15 protein-coding genes are annotated in these 14,464 nt (G+C 64.4%); 7 read left to right on the forward strand and 8 right to left on the reverse strand.

Annotated elements, in window-relative coordinates; translation table 11 throughout:
• The first annotated feature begins 44 nt into the window (after window positions 1-44).
• Both AC1VNY_RS17825 and AC1VNY_RS17830 read left to right on the forward strand, forming a co-directional pair.
• Window positions 45-956, forward strand: a complete 912-nt coding sequence (locus AC1VNY_RS17825) for a DUF2189 domain-containing protein (protein ID WP_482406143.1) — start codon at window positions 45-47, stop codon at window positions 954-956.
• 231 nt (window positions 957-1,187) lie between these two features.
• Entirely contained in the window at window positions 1,188-2,003 is an 816-nt protein-coding gene (locus AC1VNY_RS17830) for a lytic murein transglycosylase (RefSeq protein WP_482406144.1), read from the forward strand.
• 134 nt (window positions 2,004-2,137) lie between these two features.
• Here the strand turns inward: AC1VNY_RS17830 and AC1VNY_RS17835 are convergent, their stop codons facing one another.
• Complete coding sequence (locus AC1VNY_RS17835; RefSeq protein ID WP_482406145.1) at window positions 2,138-2,422, reverse strand: hypothetical protein; 285 nt, start codon at window positions 2,420-2,422, stop codon at window positions 2,138-2,140.
• Between the two features lie 733 nt (window positions 2,423-3,155).
• Here AC1VNY_RS17835 and AC1VNY_RS17840 point away from each other — a divergent pair.
• The 4 genes from AC1VNY_RS17840 to AC1VNY_RS17855 all read left to right on the forward strand — a co-directional run bounded on the left by AC1VNY_RS17840 (window position 3,156) and on the right by AC1VNY_RS17855 (window position 6,334).
• Window positions 3,156-3,308, forward strand: a complete 153-nt coding sequence (locus AC1VNY_RS17840; RefSeq protein ID WP_016846063.1) for a DUF1127 domain-containing protein — start codon at window positions 3,156-3,158, stop codon at window positions 3,306-3,308.
• Between the two features lie 110 nt (window positions 3,309-3,418).
• Complete coding sequence (trmFO, locus tag AC1VNY_RS17845) at window positions 3,419-4,852, forward strand: methylenetetrahydrofolate--tRNA-(uracil(54)-C(5))-methyltransferase (FADH(2)-oxidizing) TrmFO (RefSeq protein WP_482406146.1); 1,434 nt, start codon at window positions 3,419-3,421, stop codon at window positions 4,850-4,852.
• 5 nt (window positions 4,853-4,857) lie between these two features.
• On the forward strand, window positions 4,858-5,961 hold the full coding sequence (locus tag AC1VNY_RS17850; protein ID WP_482406147.1) for a serine/threonine protein kinase: 1,104 nt from the start codon (window positions 4,858-4,860) through the stop codon (window positions 5,959-5,961).
• Window positions 5,962-6,049: 88 nt separating this feature from the next.
• Window positions 6,050-6,334 carry a DUF1488 family protein gene (locus tag AC1VNY_RS17855; RefSeq protein WP_461191244.1) on the forward strand — a complete coding sequence of 95 codons (285 nt, stop codon included), beginning with the start codon at window positions 6,050-6,052 and terminating at the stop codon, window positions 6,332-6,334.
• Here AC1VNY_RS17855 and AC1VNY_RS17860 read toward each other — a convergent pair.
• The 5 genes from AC1VNY_RS17860 to yajC are packed head-to-tail and all read right to left on the reverse strand — an operon-like array spanning window position 6,331 to window position 10,624.
• Window positions 6,331-7,194: a phytoene/squalene synthase family protein gene (locus AC1VNY_RS17860; protein WP_482406148.1), complete on the reverse strand. Its 864-nt coding sequence runs from the start codon at window positions 7,192-7,194 to the stop codon at window positions 6,331-6,333. The two genes, AC1VNY_RS17855 and AC1VNY_RS17860, sit on opposite strands and share 4 nt — an antisense overlap.
• Window positions 7,191-7,574, reverse strand: coding sequence for an Mth938-like domain-containing protein (locus AC1VNY_RS17865; protein ID WP_038387097.1), 384 nt, complete (start codon window positions 7,572-7,574; stop codon window positions 7,191-7,193). The genes AC1VNY_RS17860 and AC1VNY_RS17865 overlap by 4 nt, the downstream gene beginning before the upstream one ends.
• A gap of 6 nt (window positions 7,575-7,580) precedes the next feature.
• Window positions 7,581-8,615 carry a protein translocase subunit SecF gene (gene secF, locus AC1VNY_RS17870; protein ID WP_038387096.1) on the reverse strand — a complete coding sequence of 345 codons (1,035 nt, stop codon included), beginning with the start codon at window positions 8,613-8,615 and terminating at the stop codon, window positions 7,581-7,583.
• A 10-nt stretch (window positions 8,616-8,625) separates the two neighbouring features.
• Window positions 8,626-10,227 carry a protein translocase subunit SecD gene (gene secD, locus AC1VNY_RS17875; protein ID WP_028342067.1) on the reverse strand — a complete coding sequence of 534 codons (1,602 nt, stop codon included), beginning with the start codon at window positions 10,225-10,227 and terminating at the stop codon, window positions 8,626-8,628.
• Window positions 10,228-10,267: 40 nt separating this feature from the next.
• Complete coding sequence (gene yajC, locus AC1VNY_RS17880) at window positions 10,268-10,624, reverse strand: preprotein translocase subunit YajC (protein ID WP_026192737.1); 357 nt, start codon at window positions 10,622-10,624, stop codon at window positions 10,268-10,270.
• Between the two features lie 190 nt (window positions 10,625-10,814).
• Between yajC and AC1VNY_RS17885 the strand changes: the two genes are divergently transcribed.
• A complete protein-coding gene (locus tag AC1VNY_RS17885) occupies window positions 10,815-11,798 on the forward strand; it encodes an ATP-binding protein (RefSeq protein WP_482406149.1) in 984 nt (327 codons plus the stop codon).
• A gap of 243 nt (window positions 11,799-12,041) precedes the next feature.
• Here the strand turns inward: AC1VNY_RS17885 and AC1VNY_RS17890 are convergent, their stop codons facing one another.
• Window positions 12,042-13,433, reverse strand: coding sequence for a peptidoglycan DD-metalloendopeptidase family protein (locus tag AC1VNY_RS17890; protein WP_482406150.1), 1,392 nt, complete (start codon window positions 13,431-13,433; stop codon window positions 12,042-12,044).
• 110 nt (window positions 13,434-13,543) lie between these two features.
• Window positions 13,544-14,200: a protein-L-isoaspartate(D-aspartate) O-methyltransferase gene (locus AC1VNY_RS17895; RefSeq protein ID WP_482406151.1), complete on the reverse strand. Its 657-nt coding sequence runs from the start codon at window positions 14,198-14,200 to the stop codon at window positions 13,544-13,546.
• Between the last annotated feature and the right edge of the window lie 264 nt (window positions 14,201-14,464).

Here is a 14,464-nt window from a genome sequence, read left to right on the forward strand (position 1 = left end):
GTGCCGGGCGCTGAATGCGACCGGCCCAGAGGGAGACAACGACCATGGCCACGTCATACCAAGGCAATGTCACATCGATGACGCAGAGCGGACAAGGCACCGCGTCTGCGCCTGTCATCCGCACCATCGGCCTGTCCGACTTGCATCATGCGCTGCGTCTCGGCTGGGAAGACTTCAAGGCGGTGCCAAGTCACGCCATCATCCTCTGCCTGATCTATCCGGTGCTCGGCCTCGTGCTCGCGCGCACCGTGCACGGCTATTCCGTGTTGCCCCTGCTGTTTCCGCTGGCCGCGGGCTTTGCCCTGCTCGGCCCGTTTGCCGCCATCGGCCTCTACGAGATGAGCCGCCGCCGCGAGGATGGCGGGGAAGCATCTGCATGGGATGCCATGGAGGTATTCCGCTCGCCGTCATTCGGCGCGATGCTTGGGGTCGGAACGCTGCTGTTCGCGCTGTTCGTGACCTGGATCGCCACCGCCCAGGCGATCTACACGGCGGTGTTCGGCTATGAGACCGCAGCCAACATTCCCGATTTCGCCACGCGCGTGCTGACCACTCCGCAAGGCTGGTGGCTCATCGTGGTTGGCTGCAGCGTCGGCTTCCTGTTCGCGCTCGTCGCACTTTGCATCAGCGTGATCGCCTTCCCCATGATGCTCGACCGCCAGGCAACCGCCGGCGAAGCCATGGTGACGTCGATGCGCGCCGTCGCACAGAACCCGGTGCCGATGGCGGCCTGGGGTCTGATCGTCGCGGTGCTGCTGGTGCTGGGCACGATCCCGTTCTTCCTCGGGCTTGCCGTGGTGATCCCGCTGCTCGGTCACGCCACCTGGCATCTCTATCGCGAGGTCATCGTCAAGGATCCGAATGCGCGGCCGGTAACCCCCGAACCGCGCGAGCGCAAGCCCGCCGCGGACTTCCCGGCCAATCTGTTTCCGTGGCGGCGGAGCGATCGCGGCTAAGCGCCGCTAACCCGGATTCGTAAACGTCAAAGCAACCGCCGGCCGATATGTTCGGCCGGCGGTTTGTCGTCCCGGACCGTCAAGAGGATGTGAAATTGGCGTGGCACTTGCAGCGCGGCCTGAGAAAAAGCGGCTCGGTCACGAGCCTTGTTTTGGCCGCTGTTGCCGCGAACATACCCGCCGCCCTTCACGACCAATCGACGACATCGCAGACTCCGGAGTGAATTGCCTATGACCTCTCGCTTTTGCTTTCGCACGCTCGCCATCGGCGCGTGGCTCCTGACCTCGACGGCGTCGGTGCTGGCCGCCCAATGCGGCACGGGCACGTTCGAATCCTGGCTCGACGATTTCAAGAAAGAGGCTGCGACGAAGGGCATTTCGCAGAACGCGATCCAGGCCGGGTTGACTGGTGTCACGCAGGACAAGGCGATCATCGCCCGCGACCATTCGCAGCAGGTGTTCAGCCAGACGTTCGAGCAGTTCTCGGGCCGCATGGTACCGCCGCGGCTCAATCGCGGCTCCGACATGATGAAGCGCTACGGCTCCGTGCTGTCGCGGATCGAGGAGGCCTACGGCGTACCGGGCGAGATCCTGGTTGCGATCTGGGGACTGGAGACCGATTTCGGCGTCAACACCGGCAAGTTTCCGACCATACGTTCGCTGGCGACCCTCGCCTATGACTGCCGCCGCTCCGACATGTTCAAGGCCGAGTTGATGGATGCCTTGCGCATCGTCGAGCGCGGCGATCTGCCGCCGCAGGAGATGCGCGGCGCCTGGGCCGGCGAGATCGGCCAGACTCAATTCATGCCGTCGTCCTACATCAAGTTCGCGGTCGACTTTGACGGCAACGGCAAGCGCGACCTCCTGCACAACGTGCCCGACGTGCTGGCGTCGACGGCGAACTACCTGAAGAGCTATGGCTGGAAGAAGGGCAAGGGCTGGGAGCCCGGCAGCGAGAATTTTGCGGTGATCCAGCAGTGGAACAAGAGCGAGGTGTACGCCAAGACGATCGGCTACTTCGCCACCCAACTCGCCAAGGCTCCATAGCGCCTTCACACCAGATTGCGTGGCGCAGCGAGGCCAACCTTCCGCTCTGACTCGATCAACGCTGCTCCAGCTACGGGTGAATCAAAAAGGGCCGATCGCCCCAGGCAATCGGCCCTTATCGCAATGATCAAAGCTTACTTCGCCATGCTGGCTTCGGCAGCCTTGCTGAGGTGCGCGCCGCATACGCCCCACTTGTTGTTCAGCATCGCGTCCTGGGCGAGCGAGACTTCCTTCTCCGCCGCGAATTTGACCTCATTGTCAGCCATGGCTTCGACTGCAGCTTCGGTCTTGCCGAGATTGGCACCGCTGCAGCCGAGGCCCGCTTGATGACGATGCGCAGCCTGAGCGGGAGCGACAGCGTAGGCAACGGCAGCCACGGTGGCTGCTGCGATCAATGTCTTAATCATGGGATGATCCATCTGTTGTTCTTGGACAGATCCCTGCGTGATTGCGGAATCTGCGGAACGATTATTCGCTGTTCCCGGCACCGTTCAGAATGAACTTCGCGCGATTCAAATGTGATGAGCGCTGCGCGCGTATCGCGCATGCGTTGCATAGTGTTTTGATTACAAGGCAGTAAGGAAGCAGCGCCGCAATAGCTTTGCTCGGCGCGTTCACTTCAATCGACACCCACTTCCGATAATCAGCAGCACATTCCGCGCGACATGCGCCCCCGCGACGGAAATCCGTTGCGGCACAGGATCGAATTACCGCTTACGTCAATGCGACTGATTGACGCGACACCATCTCCTGTCCGAGATCGCAATAGAGTGAGTTTACGTTCATTTTAACGACAACCGCTTGCATGCGAATCACGCATGGAACACATCGCTGTGATCCCTCCCGTAACGAGGGACCTCGGCTTGAATAAACGGTCCGTAATTACCACATAAATAACGCAATCACGCCTGCCGAGATTTCAATAACTAACTGATTTCAGGAACGTTTTGTTGGAATACTCGGCCTTGATGGAACTTCCGTCTACGGGGCAGTTCTCCATGCGCCAAACGGTTAACCGGAACTTACCAGCGCTATGCGTTTTGAGCCTAGCTGCATCGCAACATCGGAACTACCGCACTGCACTATATCATCTATATTCACTTCAACGATGAGGCTTTGGAAAAGCTGAATCTGAATTACTAGGAGACTACCATGTTGCTCTCGCTCATCCGCATGATCCAGGCTTTCCGGGATTATCAGCGCAATGTCAGCGAACTGTCCCAGCTTAGCGATCGTGAACTCGCCGATATCGGCCTCGACCGCTCGGACATTCCGCGCGTTGCCGCCGGCACCTACAACGGCTAATCGGCCGCAGGCCATCTGCTGAACGGATAACGCCCGCTTCCACAGCGGGCGTTGTCGTTTGTGGTGCGGTTTCAGATGCATATGAGATCAAAACGCGCTAACGCTGCGCGATGACACCGCATCAATCCTCTTCCCAACCCGTGCACATCGTGGGCGCGGGGCTCGCCGGCTCGGAAGCCGCCTGGCAGGTCGCCAATGCCGGCGTCCGCGCCGTGCTGCATGAAATGCGCCCGCACCGGATGACCGAGGCGCACCGGACCGAAGGCTGCGCCGAACTGGTTTGCTCGAACTCCTTCCGCTCCGACGATGCCGCGAATAACGCGGTCGGGCTGCTGCACGCCGAGATGCGGCGGCTGGGCTCCCTGATCATGCGCTCGGCCGACGCCAATCAGGTGCCCGCCGGCGGCGCGCTGGCGGTCGACCGCGACGGCTTTTCGGCCGCCGTCACCAAGGCGCTCAACGAACATCCGCTGATCGAGATCAGCCGGGAGGAAGTCGCAGGGCTGCCGCCGGCCGACTGGAGCAACGTCATCGTCGCGACCGGTCCCCTCACCTCGGCACCGCTTGCCGACGCCATCAGGCAGCTGACCGACGAGAGCGCGCTGGCATTCTTCGACGCGATCGCGCCGATCGTGCACAAGGATTCCATCGACATGTCGGTGGCCTGGTTTCAGTCGCGCTACGACAAGGTCGGCCCCGGCGGCACCGGCGCGGACTACATCAACTGCCCGATGACGAAGGAGCAGTATGACGCCTTCGTCGCGGCGCTGCTCGACGGCGAGAAGGTCGACTTCAAGGACTGGGAGACCAACACGCCCTATTTCGACGGCTGCCTGCCGGTCGAGGTGATGGCCGAGCGCGGTCACGAGACGCTGCGCCACGGGCCGATGAAGCCGGTGGGATTGACCAATCCGCACAACCCGACGGTCAAGCCGTATGCGATCGTCCAGCTGCGGCAGGACAACAAGCTCGGCACGCTCTACAACATCGTCGGCTTCCAGACCAAGCTGAAGCACGGCGCGCAGCAGCGCGTGTTCCGGACCATTCCTGGCCTTGAGAACGCGGAGTTCGCGCGCCTCGGCGGCCTGCATCGCAACACCTTCCTGAACTCGCCAAAGCTGCTCGACGGTCAGCTGCGTCTGCGCGCGCAGCCGCGGCTGCGCTTCGCCGGGCAGATGACGGGCTGCGAGGGTTATGTCGAGTCGGCCAGCGTCGGCCTGATCGCCGGCCTCTGTGCCGCCGCCGACATGCGTGGTGCCGCGCTGACGCCGCCGCCGGCCACGACCGCGCTCGGCGCGCTGCTCGGCCACATCACCGGTGGCCACATCGAAACGATCCAGGCCGGTTCGCGCTCGTTCCAGCCGATGAACATCAATTTCGGTCTGTTCCCGCCGCTGGCCAGTGCGCCGACCAAGAAGCCGGACGGCTCGCGGCTGCGCGGCAACGAGAAGACCGTCGCCAAGAAGCAGGCGATCAGCGCGCGCGCCCTCGCCGATCTCGACCACTGGATCGCAGAGCATCTGCGCGTTGCGGCAGCGGCCTGACAGTCATGAGCTTGCCGAAAGACGATGACGCCACCCTGTCGGTGCGGTGGAGCCAGGGCGTGCTGCTCAAGCGCGACGTGTTCTCGACCGTCGAGCGCGGTCGCTTTCGCGCCGATGACGGCGAGGTCGACGGCGTGCTGCGCCGGCTCGATCAGGTGCCGTTCTGGTCATTCGGCCTGGCGCTGCATCTGTTCTCGCGCGAGCGCCGCGCGCTGACCCTGGCGCGCGACCTCGACGTCGGCCCAAAGCTGTTGTGGGCCGGCCGGCGCGCGCTGGTGCGCGGCTTCATCGACGGCGCGGCGCTGCATCTGGCGAAGCCGCATGGCGACGTCGCGTATTTTCGCTCCGCCAAGGCCGCGTTGCGCAAGCTGCATCGCGCCGGCATCTGCCACAACGATCTCGCCAAGGAGCAGAACTGGCTGGTCGGGCGCGATGGCCGCGCCTACCTCACCGACTTCCAGCTTGCCGCCTGCTTCAAGACCCGCAGCCGGCTGTTCCGCATCGCCGCCTATGAGGATCTGCGGCATCTGTTGAAGCACAAGCGCAGCTACGCGCCGGAGGCGTTGACGCCGAAAGAGCGCAAGGTACTCGCAAGGAAATCCGCGGTCGCCAGCATCTGGCTCAAGACCGGCAAGAAGGTCTATCAGGCGATCACCCGCGGCATCTTCAATTTCACCGACCGCGAAGGCGGCGGCCGCAGGCTGGTCAACGACGCCCCGGTATTGATCGATCTGATCCGCAAGAATCCGCAGGTGCGCGACACCGCGATCGTCGCCTTTGCCGATCGGCGCGTCGGCGTCGGACTCTACGCCTTCGTCGAGGCGGACCAGTCCGCGCTGGAAAAGACGCTGCGCAATGAGCTTGCCGCGGCAAGGGGCATCAAGCCGCCCGAACACATCCAGATCGTGCACGCGCTGCCGCGCGATGCCGCCGGCAAGCCGCGCACCGAAATCCTGCAGCTCGTCGCCATGAACCAGATCGACCTGATCGAGCCGATGATGCGCAGCGCCGCCGATCGCGAGTTCCTCAAGGACATCCTCGAGCAACGCAAGAATCTGCGCGACCGCTTCAATTTTGAAGTCGCCGAGATGGACCGGCCGACGGGTTAGAGCGCGCTTCTCGGCGCGTGGCCCTCGACAAACGCGCCGCGAAGCTTCACTCTTTGCGAGGGGTAGCGCGCTCAAGGGACAAAGTTTAATGCCACTCACCCGTGGCCGGATCGGGGGATACGATTCCGAACGACTGGCGTTCGGATTCACCATGATGAACGGCGACCAGGAAATCGAATGCCAGATCAGCGACGCCGCGTTGGACGAGCTGGCCGGCACGCGCGGAACGGCGAGCATGGCGCGGCAAGCCCAGTTCGTTGCGCTGCGCGACGCGGTGGAGCAGATCGCATCCGACATCTATGACAGCGGCCCGATGGTCAGGGGCACAACAATCCGGATCTTCACCAAGCACATCCCGAAAGAGCAGAGCTAGCGACCGAACTCCTCCGTGCGCGCGGCTCGCCACAACGTCCAGAGCGTGCGCAGGCGCGAGACCGGTTTCGGCAGGAACGGGTCGTAGTCCTCCCTCCTCGCCCGGTTCAACTCGCGCCTGACCCAAGCGAGCGGCAGAAAGATCGGCCTCACGCCGGACGGGACATCCGCAAGCAGCCCGAACGAGGTCTTGAGATGGCCCTGGGCCTCGTCCGCAAGCTGATCGATCGCGGCACGGATGTTCGGCGTCACCTTGCCGGCAAACACCTCCTCCTTGCTGCCGCCGTACTGCTGCAGCAGCTGCAACGGCAGAAACAGCTGCTGCCGTGAGGCGTCGCGGCCGAGCGAAGCGATGACCTGCGCCATGCCCTGGGCAAGACCCGCATGACGGGCCAGGTGATCGATCGCCTCCGACGGCCGCGCCACCACGCGCGTGGCCTGCGAGAACAGCACTGAGGCCGTGGCGTCGAGATAGCCCTCGAGCGCGGTCAGCGAAGGCATCGGGTCGTTGTAGAGATCGAACTGGTGCTCCTCGACCAACAGCGAGAATGGCGAGACCGGCAGACGGTGATTGCGGATCGTGTGCAGCAGTTCCGCCGCGACCGGATTGCCCTCGACGCCGCCATGGCCCGTGCCGGCGAGCATGTCGGTCCACCATTGCAGCCGCATCTCGCCGGGCAGCGGCTGGCTGACCTGCTCGTGCACGCGCGAGACCTCGATGTTGAAGGCATAGATCGCAAGCATCGCCCGTCGTTCCGGACCCGGCAGGAACAAGGTCGACGCGTAGCGCACGAAGTCATGGCTCCGCACCAGATCGGCGCAGAAGGCCACGCCGTCCTGCGGTGCCTCCGTCGCGCTCATGGCACCGCGATCAGCGCCGCCGCGACGCGCCGCCGCTCGCCCAGCATGATGTTGTAGGTGCGGATCGCGGGTCCCGTCTGCATCGGATCGAGCACCACCCGCACGGCCCGCAGGGCCTCGCGCAGGCCCTTTGGCGGAACCCAGACGTCGGTGCCGGTGCCGACGATCAGCGTGTCGATCGCATTGGCGGCGGCGAACACCTTTTGCAGCGAGTATTCGTCGATCTCCTGCGGCCTGGTCACCGGCCAGGCCCAGATCGAGTCAGGCAGGCACAACAGCGAGCCGCGGTGCGACATATCGGCAAACGCGAAGCCGCCCTTGCCGTAGGCCTCGATCGGCGCCGACCTCGGAAGATGGGGAGCGTCCGAGGGGTTGCTCATGACCAGCTACTTCTTGGCTGCCGCCGTGTCCGGCTTCTTGGCCGGCGCGTCCTGCGCCGCCTCTCCACCCCGCGTGGTATGAACACCGAGATAGATCAGGATCGGCGCCGCGATGAAGATCGAGGTGTAGGTGCCGACCAGCACCACGCCGAACATCATGACCGCGGTGAAGCTGTGGATCGCCTGGCCGCCGAACAGCAGCAGTGCGAGCAGCGCCAGCGTCACGGTGACGTGGGTGATGATCGAACGCGACAGCGTCGAATTGATCGATTCGTTCAGCAGCTGCGGCATCGGCATCTTCTTGTAGCGCCGCAGCATCTCGCGGATACGGTCGTAGATGACGACAGTGTCGTTGAGCGAGTAGCCGAGAATCGTCAGCAGCGCCGCGATGCTGGTAAGGTCGAAATCGACCTGGGTGATCGACATGAAGCCGATCGTGAGCACGATGTCGTGGACGTTGGCGATCATGGCGCCGAGCGCGAACTGCCATTCGAACCGGAACCAAAGGTAGATCAGGATACCCATGATCGCGAACATCAGGCCGATCATGCCGTAGGCCAGCAGTTCGCCGGAGACGCGCGGTCCCACCACCTCGACGCGACGGTAGTCGACGGATTCGCCGAGCGCGCCGCGCACTTTCGTCACCGCATCCTGCTGCGCCTTGTCGCCGCCGGGCTGCTCGGCGACGCGGATCAGGACTTCCGCCGGACCGCCGAACTGCTGCAGCTGCACCTCGCCGAGGCCAAGGCCGTTCAAGGTCGTGCGCATCGCGGCGATGTCGGCGGTGCCGGACTTGGCCTGCACCTCCAGCAGCGTGCCGCCCTTGAAGTCGATGCCGAAATTCAGGCCGTGGGTAAAGAAGAGCGTGATGGCGAGGATCGAGAGCAGCGCCGAGATCGGGAAGCTGATGCGGCGGAAGCGGGTGAAGTCGAAATGCGTGTCGTCCGGCACGATGCGCAGCGCCGGCAGCAGGCCGAGCGCCGCGACCACGGTCAAGACGGCGATCAGGATGCCAAGGCCAATGAGAACGGTATGAGTCACAACAGGCCTCTCAGATCGGCACGGTTTGCGGCCGCTTCCACCGCACCCAGCCGGCGACGATCAGGCGCGTCAGGGTAAAGGCGGTGAACACCGTGGTGATGATGCCGATGCCGAGCGTCACGGCAAAGCCGCGCACCGGTCCGGTGCCGATGTAGAACAGCACGGCGGCGGCGATGAAGGTGGTGATGTTGGAGTCGAGGATGGTCGCCAGCGCCCGCTTGAAGCCGGCGTCGATTGCCGAGATCGCGTTGCGGCCGCCGCGCAATTCCTCGCGGATGCGCTCGTAGATCAGCACGTTGGAATCGACCGCGATGCCGACGGTCAGCACGATGCCGGCGATGCCGGGCAACGTCAGCGTGGCGTTGAGCAGCGACAGCAGCCCGAAGATCATGGCGACGTTGATCGCCACCGCGATGTTGGCGAACACGCCGAACAGCCGATAGGTGATCAGCATGAACACGATGACCAGGATCGAGCCGACATAGGCCGCGAGCTCGCCCTTCTCGATCGAGTCCTGTCCGAGGCCGGGACCGACGGTGCGCTCCTCGATCACCGTCAACGGGGCCGGCAGCGCGCCGGCACGCATCAGGATCGCCAAATCGTTGGCCGACTGCACGGTGAAGCTGCCGGAGATCTGGCCCTGTCCGCCGGTGATCGGCTCACGGATGACGGGTGCCGAGATCACCTTGTTGTCGAGCACGATCGCAAACGGCTGGCCGACGTTTTCGGCGGTCGCCTGCGCGAATTTGCGCGCGCCCGACGTATTGAACTTGAAGCTGACGATCGCCTCGCCGGTGCGCTGGTCGAAGCCGGGCTGGGCATCGGAGAGCTCGCCTCCGGAAACCAGGACCTGCTTCTTGACGACATACGGAACCGGCGGCGGTGACGCGCTCATCAAGAGCTCGGAGTCCGGCGGCAGGCGGCCCTGCTGGGCCTGGTCGGGCGACACCGAGCTGTCGACCATGCGGAATTCCATCTTGGCGGTCTTGCCGAGCAGTTCCTTCAGGCGCGTCGGATCCTGCAGGCCCGGCACCTGGACCAGGATGCGGTCGGTGCCCTGACGCTGGATCACCGGCTCGACCGTGCCGAGCTCGTTGACGCGCCGTTCGACGATCTGGATCGATTGCTCGATGGTCTGCCGGATGCGCTCGGTGATCGCGGCCTGCGGGACCGTCAGGCGGATCAGGCCGCCGCCGGCATCGGCAACCTCGAGGCTGCGCTGGCCGCTGGAGCCGAGCAGGCCGCCGAGCGGCTGCGACAGCTCGCGGAGCTTCGACAATGCCGTCGACTGGTCGCCTTCCTTGGAGATGCGGACTTCCACCGCGTCGTTGCGTGTGTTGAGGCCGGTGTAGCCGATCTTGGCTTCACGAAGCACTTTCCGAACATCGTCGCGAATCTGGTCGAGCTTCTCCTTCTTCACGTAGTTGGAGTCGACCTCGAGCAGCAGATAAGAGCCGCCCTGCAAATCGAGGCCGAGGACCAGGCGCCGCTGCGCCCAGGCCGGCCAGGTCTTCACCTGCGCTTCGGGGAAGAAATTGGGCACGGCGCACAGGCAGACCACCAGCGCTGTCAGGATGATCCCCAGCGCTCGCCACCGCGTGAAATACAACATCGAGTTGACCTGTCAGATTCGGCAAGAGGCTCCGCGGCGATCAGCTCGCGGACGCCTCGTCCTTGGCGTCGCCCTTCGCCGGCTCACCCTTGGTACGCACACCCGAGATCATCTGGCGCATCTGGCGCACGCGCACGCCGTCCGAAATCTCGAACTCGATCTGGTCGTCGTCGACCACCTTGGTCACCTTGCCGACGAGGCCGCCCGAGGTCACCACGGTGTCGCCGCGGCGGATGTTCTTCACGAGGTCCGCATGGTCGCGCACCTTCTTCTGCTGCGGGCGCAGAATCAGGAAGTACATGATGACGAAGATCAGCGCGAATGGCAGCAGCGACATCAACATGCTGTTGGTGTCACCAGTCGCTCCAGCCTGGGCAAACGCAGGAGTAATCAGCATTCGGACGATCCTCGGATAAGACGGGAAAGAACCGGCAGCGCCCTCGGATTCGGGGCGGTATGGCGGTCCGGACAAATTCGCGCGGACTATAGCGGCCGCGGTCCCAATTGCAACGTTAACGGACCTTCATTTAGGGCGCTTGCGGGACCGCCGCCAGCCCGATAAGGCTGCGCCGTCAGGAACTGGACAAATGCCGAAAAAAGCCAAGAAAACGACCAGTAAAACAACCCGCAAAACCACCCCCAAGGCTGCCGCCAAGCGTGCTGAAAACGCCGCGACAAAACGCCCGGTAACGGCGCTCGACGGCGCAGCGGCCGAGCGGATCGCGAACGCCCTGGAGGTCATCGCGAGCCGCCTCGCTGACGCCTCCCCGGCCCTCGATCCGGCCGAGACCTTCGGCGCCGCGGACGCCTTTGTCTGGCATCCGGACGGGCGCCTGGCCCCGGTGCCGCGCGTCAGCCGCGTCGAGATCGGCCTGCTCAAGGGCGTCGACCGGATGCGCGATATCCTGATGGAGAATACCGAGCGCTTCGCCGACGGCCTGCCCGCCAACAATGCGCTGCTCTGGGGCGCCCGCGGCATGGGCAAGTCGTCGCTGGTCAAGGCCACCCACGCCAGCATCAATCTCGACCGCAAGCCGGCCGACCGGCTGAAGCTGATCGAGATCCACCGCGAGGACATCGAGAGCCTGCCCGGCCTGATGGAGCTGCTGCGCAGCTCCTCCTTCCGCTTCATCGTGTTCTGCGACGACCTCTCCTTCGACGGCAACGATGCCTCGTACAAGTCGCTGAAGGCCGTGCTGGAAGGCGGCATCGAGGGGCGCCCCGACAACGTCATCCTCTATGCGACCTCGAACCGCCGGCATCTTTTGGCGCGCGAGATGATCGAGAACGAACGCTCGACCGCGATCAATCCCGGCGAAGCGGTCGAGGAGAAAGTCTCGCTGTCGGACCGCTTCGGCCTCTGGCTCGGCTTCCATCGCTGCAGCCAGGACGAATACCTCGCGATGGTGAAGGGCTATTGCGACCATTACGGCATCAAGATCGCCGACGACGAACTCGAGCGCGAGGCGCTCGAATGGTCGACCACCCGCGGCTCGCGCTCGGGCCGCGTCGCCTGGCAGTACACGCAGGAGCTCGCAGGCCGGCTCGGCGTGCGGCTGAGCGGCCAGTAACAGGCGATGGGAGGCCTAGCTCCTCCCGTCATCGCCTGTGTAGCCCGGATGGAGCGCAGCGCAATCCGGGATCGGTGCACTCCGCGGGTGAGCTCCCGGATTTCGCTTTGCTCCATCCGGGCTACGCGGCTGAGCGGCAAGTAATCACCGCGGCAATCGACAAAACAAAACGGGGGAGGCTTGCGCCTCCCCCGCTGTCTTTGTTGTGAGACTTGGAAGTCCCTTGAAGTCCCGACGCGTAGCTTACGCGCCGTTGAGGAACTGGAGCGGATCGACCGGCGACGATCCCTTGCGGATCTCGAAATGGAGCTGCGGCGAGCCCGCCTCGCCGGACTGGCCCGACTTGGCAATCACCTGCCCGCGCTTGATGGTATCGCCGCGCTTCACCAGGATTTCGCTCGCATGGGCGTAGGCGGTGACGTAGCCGTTGGAATGGCGAACCAGCACGAGATTGCCGTAGCCCTTCAGCTCATTGCCCGAATAGGCGACGACGCCGTCTTCGGCAGCTTTCACCGGCGTGCCCTCGGGCACCGCGACGTTGATGCCGTCATTGACCTTGCCGTTGGTCTTCGAGCCGTAGGCGGTGATGACCTTGCCGCGCACCGGCCAGCGGAAGGTCGGCAACGCGCCGGTGGCCTCGCTCGACTTGGTGACGACGGGCGCTTCAGCGGCAGCCGCCGGCTGTTCGACGGTCGCGGTCGGCTGGACCAGCCGCGCGCTCTGCTGCGGCAGCGCGGTTGCAACGACCTTCGGGGCTGCGACCGCCGGTGCCGGAGCCACCGCAGCAACCGGCGCGGCAGCAACGGGTTGCGCAACGGGCGCAGGTGCCGCCATCGCCGTCTTGGCGCCGGGCACCACGAGCTTCATGCCGAGGCTCAGCCGGGCCGACTGGTCGAGATTGTTGGCGCGGGCGAGCTCGGCCACGGGAATATGGTGCTGGCGCGCGATACTGTGCAGCGTGTCGCCGCGATTGACATAGTGGACGCCGGCAGGCGCCGCTGCCACGGCGACCGGGCGTGCGGCCGGCGCGGCCATCGCCGGAGCCGCGGCTGATGCGGTCGGGCGCGGAATGACCAGCTGCTGGCCGGGCGACAGCGCGCGCGGTCCCTTGTAACCGTTGGCGCGCAGGATCTCCGCGGTCGAGACGTTGTAGCGGCGCGCCAGCACTTCCAGTGTGTCGCTGGTGCCGACGATGATCGTGGTGCCGTTATGCCCGGCATGGGCTGCTGCGACCGAATGCGGAACGGTGCCGGTGGATTCGATCTGCGGACGCGCGGGCGGCGGTGTGTAGGACGAAACCCCGCGCCCTCCTCCGGAGACACCGGCATTGGCATTGGCGACCGGATAGGACTGCGGCGCTGCTGCGACCGGCGGCGGCAACGGCTGTGACTGATATTGCGAATATTGCGGTTGCGTTCGCGGCCGCGCGTATTGCGGCAACTCGCGCGGTGGCGGCGCCTGCTGCAGGGTGCCGGTCGGCTGCGGATCAAACGCAAACGGATTTTGCGAATAGGAGTTTTGCGAGAAGCGCGACGACATATCGGCGCTGCAACCGGCAAAAGCCATGGACATCAGCGTCAGCACCGCAACCTGCGGCACGCGACGCGAGCGAAGCAACTCGACAACCCCAGACATGGTTACTCACTCGTACGCAACAAAAGACTGTTTTGAGTAAACACGTACCGAGTAAATAACCGCTTAACCCTGCGAATAAGGCGTTGGTGCCAAGCAGCAAATCGCCAAATCTACAATTCGCGCGCGATTCCCGGCAGCGCCGGCACAAAGCGGACGTCGACCAATTCCTTGCGGTCGAAGCCGTTCTCGGTCCGCACCACGCGGACGAGGGTCTGGGTACCCTGATGCGGCCCGACCGGGGCGATCAGGATGCCGCCGGGTTCGAGCCGCTCGAGCAGCTTCTCCGGGATCTGCTCCATCGCCGCGGTGACGATGATGCGGTCGAAATCGCCTGCCCCGGCCGGAACGTCGAAGCCGTCGCCGAGCAGCACCTCGATATTGTAATAGCCCAGCTTTTCGAGGCGCTTGCGGGCGCCGTCGGCCAGCGTCCGGTAGCGCTCGATGGTCAGAACCTGCTTGCACAACCGGGACAGCACGGCCGCCTGGTAGCCCGAGCCGGTGCCAATCTCGAGCACGCGATGGTCCTTCTGCAGCTGCAGCTGCTCGGTCATGTAGGCCACGACGAAAGGCTGGCTGATGGTCTGCCCGCATGCGATCGCAAGCGCGCTGTCGCGATAGGCCTCGTTGCGATCGCGCGGATCGACGAAGACCTCGCGCGGCACCTCCTCCATCGTACGCAGCACCATCTGATCGCTCACCCCGCGCCGCCGCAGGGTCAGCTGAAACATCATCTTCTCGGTCGGATCGGGGTTCACGGCCATGTTCATCAGCGTCTCTGGGCAGCAGCGCGGAATCTCCGCCCTCTTGATGCCATTGAAATCCGAAATACCGCGTTAAGGAAAAATTTCCCGTCGCGTTTTGTTCCCGGCCAGGAACCATCCGCCCGGTTTCGCATTGGCGCCGGCCCGGTTGCATCACATATAATCGCGACGATGCGCGGGTTAACGTCTGGGTGGTGCAGACCGGGGCTCTGGTAGAGCCAACATACCTCGTCGGCTGTTGGGCAAATCTTGCGCAACAAGGTCAGCCAA

The sequence above is a fragment of the Bradyrhizobium ferriligni genome (assembly GCF_056837965.1).

What these genes read in the sequence shown, in the direction of transcription:
- AC1VNY_RS17865 (WP_038387097.1), bottom strand. Translation starts at nt 7,574, where the DNA reads ATGAGCAACCCCTCGGACGCTCCCCATCTTCCGAGGTCGGCGCCGATC.
- AC1VNY_RS17835 (WP_482406145.1), bottom strand. Translation starts at nt 2,422, where the DNA reads ATGGATCATCCCATGATTAAGACATTGATCGCAGCAGCCACCGTGGCT.
- AC1VNY_RS17840 (WP_016846063.1), top strand. Translation starts at nt 3,156, where the DNA reads ATGTTGCTCTCGCTCATCCGCATGATCCAGGCTTTCCGGGATTATCAG.
- AC1VNY_RS17860 (WP_482406148.1), bottom strand. Translation starts at nt 7,194, where the DNA reads ATGAGCGCGACGGAGGCACCGCAGGACGGCGTGGCCTTCTGCGCCGAT.
- AC1VNY_RS17830 (WP_482406144.1), top strand. Translation starts at nt 1,188, where the DNA reads ATGACCTCTCGCTTTTGCTTTCGCACGCTCGCCATCGGCGCGTGGCTC.
- AC1VNY_RS17890 (WP_482406150.1), bottom strand. Translation starts at nt 13,433, where the DNA reads ATGTCTGGGGTTGTCGAGTTGCTTCGCTCGCGTCGCGTGCCGCAGGTT.
- AC1VNY_RS17895 (WP_482406151.1), bottom strand. Translation starts at nt 14,200, where the DNA reads ATGAACATGGCCGTGAACCCCGATCCGACCGAGAAGATGATGTTTCAG.
- AC1VNY_RS17825 (WP_482406143.1), top strand. Translation starts at nt 45, where the DNA reads ATGGCCACGTCATACCAAGGCAATGTCACATCGATGACGCAGAGCGGA.
- AC1VNY_RS17850 (WP_482406147.1), top strand. Translation starts at nt 4,858, where the DNA reads ATGAGCTTGCCGAAAGACGATGACGCCACCCTGTCGGTGCGGTGGAGC.
- trmFO (WP_482406146.1), top strand. Translation starts at nt 3,419, where the DNA reads ATGACACCGCATCAATCCTCTTCCCAACCCGTGCACATCGTGGGCGCG.
- AC1VNY_RS17855 (WP_461191244.1), top strand. Translation starts at nt 6,050, where the DNA reads ATGCCACTCACCCGTGGCCGGATCGGGGGATACGATTCCGAACGACTG.
- AC1VNY_RS17885 (WP_482406149.1), top strand. Translation starts at nt 10,815, where the DNA reads ATGCCGAAAAAAGCCAAGAAAACGACCAGTAAAACAACCCGCAAAACC.
- secD (WP_028342067.1), bottom strand. Translation starts at nt 10,227, where the DNA reads ATGTTGTATTTCACGCGGTGGCGAGCGCTGGGGATCATCCTGACAGCG.
- yajC (WP_026192737.1), bottom strand. Translation starts at nt 10,624, where the DNA reads ATGCTGATTACTCCTGCGTTTGCCCAGGCTGGAGCGACTGGTGACACC.